This window comes from Haloarchaeobius iranensis (assembly GCF_900103505.1).
Classification (GTDB): Archaea; Halobacteriota; Halobacteria; order Halobacteriales; family Natrialbaceae; genus Haloarchaeobius; species Haloarchaeobius iranensis.
Map to the genome: position 1 here is coordinate 1 of NZ_FNIA01000049.1, position 7,960 is coordinate 7,960.

6 protein-coding genes and 2 pseudogenes are annotated in these 7,960 nt (G+C 53.4%); 3 read left to right on the forward strand and 5 right to left on the reverse strand.

What is annotated here, in order from left to right:
• Positions 1 to 354 (forward strand): annotated as a pseudogene (locus tag BLT27_RS18555) (DDE-type integrase/transposase/recombinase); the annotation flags it as partial.
• On the opposite strand, the gene BLT27_RS18560 reads toward BLT27_RS18555, so the two are convergent.
• On the reverse strand, positions 342 to 2,000 hold the full coding sequence (locus tag BLT27_RS18560) for a hypothetical protein (RefSeq protein WP_139172427.1): 1,659 nt from the start codon (positions 1,998 to 2,000) through the stop codon (positions 342 to 344). The pseudogene BLT27_RS18555 and the gene BLT27_RS18560 overlap by 13 nt on opposite strands.
• 164 nt (positions 2,001 to 2,164) lie before the next feature.
• The gene (locus BLT27_RS18565) at positions 2,165 to 3,286 is read right to left on the reverse strand and encodes a glycosyltransferase family 4 protein (protein ID WP_089736585.1); all 1,122 of its coding nucleotides are present in this window, start codon (positions 3,284 to 3,286) and stop codon (positions 2,165 to 2,167) included.
• 66 nt (positions 3,287 to 3,352) lie between these two features.
• Here BLT27_RS18565 and BLT27_RS18570 point away from each other — a divergent pair, with 66 nt between their 5' ends.
• Complete coding sequence (locus tag BLT27_RS18570; RefSeq protein ID WP_089736588.1) at positions 3,353 to 4,279, forward strand: glycosyltransferase family 2 protein; 927 nt, start codon at positions 3,353 to 3,355, stop codon at positions 4,277 to 4,279.
• An 11-nt stretch (positions 4,280 to 4,290) separates the two neighbouring features.
• Here the strand turns inward: BLT27_RS18570 and BLT27_RS19425 are convergent, their stop codons facing one another.
• The 3 genes from BLT27_RS19425 to BLT27_RS18585 are packed head-to-tail and all read right to left on the reverse strand — an operon-like array spanning position 4,291 to position 7,576.
• Positions 4,291 to 5,247 (reverse strand): alkaline phosphatase family protein, encoded by a 957-nt coding sequence (locus BLT27_RS19425; RefSeq protein WP_139172428.1) that lies wholly within the window; start codon positions 5,245 to 5,247, stop codon positions 4,291 to 4,293.
• Complete coding sequence (locus tag BLT27_RS18580) at positions 5,244 to 6,302, reverse strand: glycosyltransferase (RefSeq protein ID WP_139172429.1); 1,059 nt, start codon at positions 6,300 to 6,302, stop codon at positions 5,244 to 5,246. The genes BLT27_RS19425 and BLT27_RS18580 overlap by 4 nt, the downstream gene beginning before the upstream one ends.
• Positions 6,303 to 6,313: 11 nt before the next feature.
• Positions 6,314 to 7,576, reverse strand: a complete 1,263-nt coding sequence (locus BLT27_RS18585) for a sulfatase (RefSeq protein WP_217639191.1) — start codon at positions 7,574 to 7,576, stop codon at positions 6,314 to 6,316.
• Positions 7,577 to 7,693: 117 nt separating this feature from the next.
• Between BLT27_RS18585 and BLT27_RS18590 the strand changes: the two are divergent.
• Positions 7,694 to 7,960: pseudogene (locus tag BLT27_RS18590) on the forward strand (IS5/IS1182 family transposase); the annotation flags it as partial.

Sequence of the window (7,960 nt, forward strand, 5' to 3'; positions counted from 1 at the left end):
TACTGGCTGTACGCTGCTGTCGACCCCGAAACCAACGAATTACTGCATACAAAGCTTGAACCGACACGGACGAACGTGCTCGCGCACGCGTTCTTCTCGGAGTTACGCGAGAAACACGACGTCGATGACGCCGTGTTTCTCGTCGACGGTGCGACGCCGCTGAAAGACGCTTGCAACCGTCACGGGCTCGATTTCCGCTACGAGAAACACGGAAATCGCAACAGCGTCGAACGTGTCTTTCGAGAGGTAAAACGCAGAACTAACGCTTTCTCGAACTGTTTCAGTCACGCCGAAGCTGAAACTGCTGACGAGTGGCTCAAATCATTCGCCTTCGCATGGAATCAGCTAATCTGAACGCGACCATCCCATGAATTCAAGCTACTCACCCATTGTTTCACATTCCCGTTCGTATAAACACGGTTGCTTGAACGATCATATCGCTCAATTCCATGCTCAAGCGTCGTATAGGCCCAGCCGCCACCCCATGGCCCCTTGTACAGGTGACGATTCTCTTCTCGAAGGATGACAGTCCTTTCAGGCGGCAACTCGGCGCTTGTCACTTGGGGATAGGCCGTCTGGACAGGTAGTTGGGCAATCGGCACCACAACCTCCCGGACATTCGCGTCCCCAACCACCTCTTCCTTCGTTATATACTGATCGTTCCACTCTGCGGAGTCATACATCTGCTGGTCGAATTGCTGTCCGAACTCGCCATGACTGTATGCGGGTGCTTGACCGGGAATGACTGAGTACGGAATCATGAATAGGCTAGAGACGACCAAGAGCAACACAACAGTCTGCACCGGCCACTTTGACCGTGTATTGTGCGACAGGTAGCTGATACCGATCCCACCACCAACGACGACGAAGAACGTGAGTACCCGACTCGGGGCAACCGGCAGCGCCAGCCAACTGGCGAATGCTAGGGCGGCAATAATGGCGCCATATGGGATGAGTCCAGCCAGCCACGGAGACATCCCTCTCTCCCTCATCTGCCACCAGCCCCCTGCAAGCGTCAGAATCCCGAGTATGCCGACGAAAGCCCAAACTGCCACGAAATCTGAGACGAAGCCGAGGACTGACGGCTCTAGATCGTATGGGGCTGAGGGCGTCGGCACCGCGGAGATACCGAGGATGCTCAGGACGATGCCAGCAAGTTTCTCTCCGCCGGAGCCAACAACAACAACGAACCAAGTCAGTGGGATGATGCCTGTTATCAGCAAAATACGACCGCTAACCATGACGGGTGAGTCGGTAGATAGCTGCTGGCTCGGGAGATACCGACTCAGAAAGAAGCACCCGAGACAGAGAATGTATAATCCTGCTGTGAGATGGTGCGCGAGCGTCATCGGGAATGGGATTGCAATAAGCAACAGGGCAAATCGACTGTTCCCTGTCGTCTGATACCGATATAGCGTGAACACTCCGAGCGCGAACAGGACAATCGAAATGCTGCCTCGCCGAAACCCCAGTCGAAAGATGAAAAACGGCATCCACAGGACGAGAGGCACCATCATCAGAACAGACCGCTCCGGTTGTATCTGTCGGTACATTGCCCACGCGGTCGTCAGCGTAGCTGCGACGAAAGCAATCGGTAATAGCTGCGAAATAAGTATCTGGTCGGGTGGCATCGGATCAAGACCAGTGATTCGGGACGCTACCGCCCCCATGACATACAGCAACGGAGTCTCAAGGAAACTCCACGCTGCAACCACAGATTCTGGTAGCACTCCATTGTCAACAACTGTGGCAGTGACTAAGGCCTCCGAGTGGGAGTCCCGGCCATATAATCCTGGCCGGCTTGGAAGATAGATTGTCAGGACAAATAGGATCGCAATACTTCCAAGCCACGCTGATGATCGGACTACAATAACTCCTGTAAATAATGCTGCTCCAGCAACGGCGACCACAATCCCAGAGTCTTCAACGAGGCCAGCAGTCCCAGCTGCGAGCAGTAGTAGGGCCGTCGCCGCTACCAGTCGCCAGTCGCCGTTCGCCATCTGGTTCTATATAACTATTAAGAAGGATACTAATAAGTATACCTATCGCAAGGTCGGGTAAGCTCCACTCACTATCTGATGAGATGGCACATATATTGCGAGTTAACACACACTGATTGTATTATATTACTATTATTGAATATTATCCCGAAATCGTTCGCAATTCATGCAGACTGTTTCATCAACATATCTAGCTCGTCCCCATACCGGGAATAACTATATTTCTCTTCACATCTTTGCCTGGCCTCTTCACCTGCGGCATCAATTTTTTCCCGATCATTTAGTAATACGCTGAACGCATCCGCTAACTGGCCCGGGGAGTTTGAATCCACGGTGAACCCAGTGCCGTCCAAAACAGTCGGTATATCACAAACGTCCGTAGAAACTATACATTTCCCCATCGCCATGGCGTCAAATAGTTTCGCGGGCATTTGACCGACGGTACGCCGCGTCCGTCGCTGCGGGATTGCGACTATATCAGCCGAGGCGACCCACTTTGGGATGTCGTCGAAGGGCTGTCGGCCGTAGACCTCCATTTCCCGTAATGCCGGAAAGCGTTCGATATCGTCATCACTCGCTCCGACGACGACGCCGATAGTGTCATTCCTGTCCAGTCGTTGCATCGCCTGGGCAAGGTCTTGAATGCCTTTGTGAGGCCGAGGCGTGCCAGAGAAGAGGACGATGTTCTTGTCGGTTGGTAGTCCCAACTCTCGGCGACAGGCAAACTTGTCGTACTTGTCGGGATCGAATTTGTCGGTATCCCGGGCATGGTAGAGGAGCTGTCCCCCGAACTTCTCCCGGAGAAACGTGTTAGAAACCGTAATCGCGTCCGCCACTGACGAAAATTCCTCACAGAGTCTCGTGAAATACAGTGAGTTCACTGTCCCGAGTCGTGGAATCCCTTCCAGGTACGCCCTCGCTGGTGACTGCGAACCGATTGTCAGACCGCGTTCCCAGTCGTCGATGTCCAAAACGATCGGGTAGTCGTCTGCCAGCTTCTTCAGGAGGGCAACACCGTAACTGGCGAATTTCGGTTTGGCCGCGTAGATGACGTCGCCGTCGATCATCGAGAGCAGCTCGGGTGCCTTGTGCGGGAATCCGTACGTCCGAGAACTCATCTCGACACCACGGATGTAGTCCCGGTCGGCCATTGGATCCCAGATTCCGTCACCAAATATCGGACCGACAAGTTCCACATCGTGGTTGCGCTTGACGATTTCCGCCAACACCATCCCCCGTCCGACGCAGTTGTTAGAGAGGTTGTAGCAGAGGATAGTGACTTTCATTTATACGTGGAGAAGTAATCCTACTACCATGAACCTTATCCTTACTACGCTGCGAGGGGTTACTCAATGACTGAGGACCCGCTCGTTTCTATCGTTATCCCGACCTACTACCGAAATCACGAACTCGTTGAGGCAATAGAGAGCGTCGAAGAGCAGAGCTACAGTAACGTTGAGACGATAGTCGTCGACGATTCCGGAGAGCGAAACGCCGAATCTGTCGTAGAAGGAAGGGACATTAAGTACATCGCGTTCGACGAAAATAGGGGCGCACAGTCGGCTCGGATGGAAGGAATCGAAACGGCGACGGGAAAGTTCGTCCAGTTGCTAGACGACGACGATCGGCTCCAGGAAGACAAGCTCAAAAAGCAAGTGGCGCTGCTGCGAGAGGAGGACGACGTCGGAGTCGTCTATTCAGGGTTCGTCTGGAAAGACGGTGGTGTCGTGCTCCCCAACAAGGACATTCGGGGAGACGTCCTCAAACAGGCGCTGACGTTCAAGATGGCCCCGTGTATCACGTCAACGATGCTAATCCAAAGCTCTCTCCTAGAGGAGGTCCTACCATTCAAAGATCGACCCGGTGCGGATGACATCGGATTCAAAATCGAACTCGCTCTCCGTACGGAGTTCGATTTCGTGGACGAGCCGCTGGTTATTCGGCGCGACTCGGAAGGTTCGCGTGGGAAAAGCTGGGGCAGTTACGAAGGACGGCTACAGATTCTCGAAGACTACGAAGACGTGTACGAGCACCGTCCCGCGTCGGAATATAAGGAGGCGAAGGCTTACACAGAATTACAGCGAGCAGAAGTAGAACTGTCCAACTCGATTTGGTCGTTCGACGCTATTCTAGCAGGTGTGCGGATGTGTCTCTCCTATCCGCGAGTCCTGTTCTTCTGCTATCTTGCGAGTATTGTCTGGGGTCGACCAGGCTACGTCTTGGGTCGGAAAATTTACTCGACACTGCTGAGAGACGACGTTGACCGGGGCAAAATCTGATCGGATTCAGATTACTTGTAACCGAGAGCGGTGAGCCGTTCTTCGATTGATTCCTCTTCGTAATTTATATCACTCGACTCTTCCGTGCCGACTTCAATCTGGCGTCTGTCGTCTGCAGGGAGTTCTAACCAGGGTACATCGACCAGAGCGGGGATATGAAGGTTGTCTCCGTGCCCGTACGTAGTCGTTGGGAACGGCTTTACGCGCTCCCCGAAGGCGTTCCCGTGATCAGACGTTACGACGTGTTTTCCAGGGATTGCTTCAATCAACTTGCCCACTTTTTCGAGAGCGAGGACGAGATTGTCCCTGTACGCTCGCCAGACCTCGTCTTCCGAAACTTCTCCTTCACGCAACCGCTCCCAGACGAACTTGACGTCGGGGACGTCCTCGTCGAGCGATTTTGCCTTCGCACCGAGGAAACCCCGATCTTCAGAGAGTCGGAAATCACCGATGAACGGGTGATGCGGCTGCATGAAGTGAACGACGAGGCGCTTGTTGGGGTAAGTTTGGTAGGCCTCGATAGCGTGTTCGACCATAGTGTCTGGACGAACAGTTTCGAGGTCGTCGTCCCAGTCGTTCATCCAGACGTGATCAACATGATGGAATGGATTATCGAGGACCTTATACACAAATGGATTCGCAGTGACGTAAACGGTGTCACTGAGATCACGACCTTGGAAATTCTCTCTAAGGTATCCCGGGGATCCACTACCACGGGACCGTATTTTACTGAGAGTCCCTCCGAAACCCTCTTCGAACTGTTCCCCATAGACCTCCTCGAATAAATCGAACCGACAACCATCGAGGATCAGCAGGTTATCCCAGTCTTTTTCAACGACAAATTCGCCATCGTTCCCCTTCAGACGCCGGTAGAGCCGACCAGCGACGTAACTATTGAACACTGTCGTGTACCAGTGTTGATTGTTCCAATTACGCCGAAGTGAGTCCAGAGCGTAGCTTACATTCATTTGTTAATCACCGTTTCGTAGATGTTACTAGTCATTTGTGATACACGCCGCCAATTGCATTCCGAAATCAATTCCTCGAACTCCATAATTATCTCTCCTTGAACAGATTCGTTGTTCACTCTTTCTATACTATCGGCAATGAGTTCTGACGACCGACCATCCAAGAACGCTTCCTCTGTGTTGATGACACACCGAAAGGACGGACAGTCCGTCACCAGGGTTGGAGTTTTCCAACTAATGCAGTGTGCTAACATCCCCGACATTGAGGTGTGCTCCTCGTAAGGCAGAACGGCTAGGTCTGCCTCGCAGATACGCTGAAACATCTCGTCCTCGGGGAGGAATTCGTCTTCCCACGTAACTCGCTCAGAGAGGCCCGCTGACTCTATAAGTTCCTTCAGTTCGGTGCCGTATTCTGGACTCGAAGCAGAGCCGGCTATCGTGAGCGTCACGTTTTCGGGGAGGTGATTTAGAGCCCCTATTAGATTCGGATGTCCTTTAATTGGTCTTACGAGACCAGGGATTAGGATGTCGTTGATGTCTCTAGGCTCCCGTTCTACGTCTCCGTGCTCAAGCACCCCGTGCGGGATGACGGTAACATTCGGTCTATGATATGCCCCCACAATCGTCTTTCTATTTTCCGTGTGAACGATAATCTCGTCGACAAAGAAATAGAGGAACTGATGCCAGAGATAGAGAAGCCTCGGGACCGGAAGATTATCGAATCGCTCGTGTTGCGTCATCGTAACTGGTGTCCGCATCAACTTACCGAGGAGGGCGATGAAAAAGAAGGAGAGCAAGTACCGGCCGAATGTGTACTGAACGTGGATTACGTCCGATTTACGGATCGATTTTACAAGGGCGAAATCGAAGACGGCCTGACCGCTCCCTCTTGCCAGTAGTGATTCGTAATCCCACGCGAAAATCGAAACATTGCATTCGTTTCGCAGTTCAGAAACGAGGTAGTCACTATACGTCGCCAGTCCGCCTTTCCGCTCCCAGGGTGTTACGAGAAGCACATCCCGATTAGTCATGTCTGTTTGGCCGTCTTTGTCCACAGTAAAACTCCTCACTTGTACCCGAGTGCACTCAGGCGGCGCTCAATTTCTTCGTCAATGTCGTCTTCGTTCGATTCTACCCCTCCGTCTTCGATCTGGATTCGCTCCTCCACGTGCTGCTCAAGGGCTGATCGGAGCGATCGATTGTGGCACTCGGTAAACTCCAGGGCGTCCGTCTCCAAATCACGCTCACAGAAGCAGGCCCCCTGAGTTGACCGTAGCGAATACCGCCGTAGGTGGCTCTCCTCGTCCTCGCCCCGCGCTTGGAGGAAGACGGTCCGGTCCGCCCGCGTGGCATTGAGGAGCGACTCCCCGGGCAGTTCCGCGTCCCGGTCAACGACATCGGCGACCGTCGCTGCCACGTCCAGCGTGCTTGCCGGTGCCTCCACGTCCTCTTCGCCGCCGCCTGGCGGGCGGACCAGCAGCGGCACGTGTGTAATTTCGTCGTGCAGGTATCGCGGGTGCTCGTAGTAGCCATGTTCACCGAAAGCATCGCCGTGGTCAGCTGTAATAATTAGCAGTGACTTTTCAAGCAGGTCACGATTACGCAGTGACTTGATAAGCGCTCCAATCTTCGCATCGTTGTATCGAATTTCCCCGTCATATAGGTCAATCAGTAGCTCTCGTTCTTCATTGGTGATTGACGCAGGGTTACTGATTGCGCGCTGGTAGAGCGATTGGGCCTCCTTGTCGGAAATTCTTTCGTGGCGGAAATGCGTCGCGTACTCTCCTGATGGTTCGTACGGGCCGTGGGTGTCCATATAATGATTCCACAGGAAGAATGGCTTGTCGTCGTCTAGTGAGTCAAGCCATGAAAGTGCCCGGTCGTTAATCTCCTCGGCGCGGGCGTAGTGGCGGTTCCGAATCTTGTCAAGGGCCCGCTGTGCGAGCGCGATGAGCTTGTTCTGTCCCATACGCAAATCGTCGTCAAAGACGTCAAAGCCCCGGTCGAAACCGTACGCCCGTGAAACAAACGGATTCGAGTGAAACCCCGCAGTCGAAAAACCCTCTTCGGAGAGCGTTGACGCAATAGTATCAGAAGCGAGGTGGTACTTCGAATCAATAGCTACGTCAGGGTACTTTCCAGTCAATAGCGCCGGAATCGCCTCCCGCGTGTGCGAGCTTGCGCTGTACGCGTTCGTGAACCGGATACTTTCCTCCGCGAGCTCGTCCAGTACTGGCGACGTGTCGCGGTGGTAACCGTAGCAAGAGAGATGGTCTGCGCGGAGCGCGTCCGCAGAAAGCAGGATGACATTATCCCAGTCCTTACTCATTGTATCGATGGAAAACATGACGCGATATAGGTGTTACGTGAACGATATTCTCCAAGATTATCAAACCAGAGCGTGTCATAGAAAGCCTCCCAAGGGAGGCCGCAGGGTTTGGAAACTGTGTCCAGCAGTACCAACGCCCTGCAAGACGTAGCTTCGGTAGACGACTTCTTGAATGCGGCGGCTACCGAGACAGTACCGTTGTTCGAGTATCTTGAGTTCGATTTTCTGCTGGAGTACGACGTGTTCGCCCCCGCTTGCCGGGGGCGAACACGAGTTCACGAGCCAGCAGACCTCTTTCGTGGCTTCCTCCACTGCTACTACGAGGATGTCTACGGCACGCGTCCGGTTACACGAGAACTTCAGAACGGCCTTGTCTGGTACTAC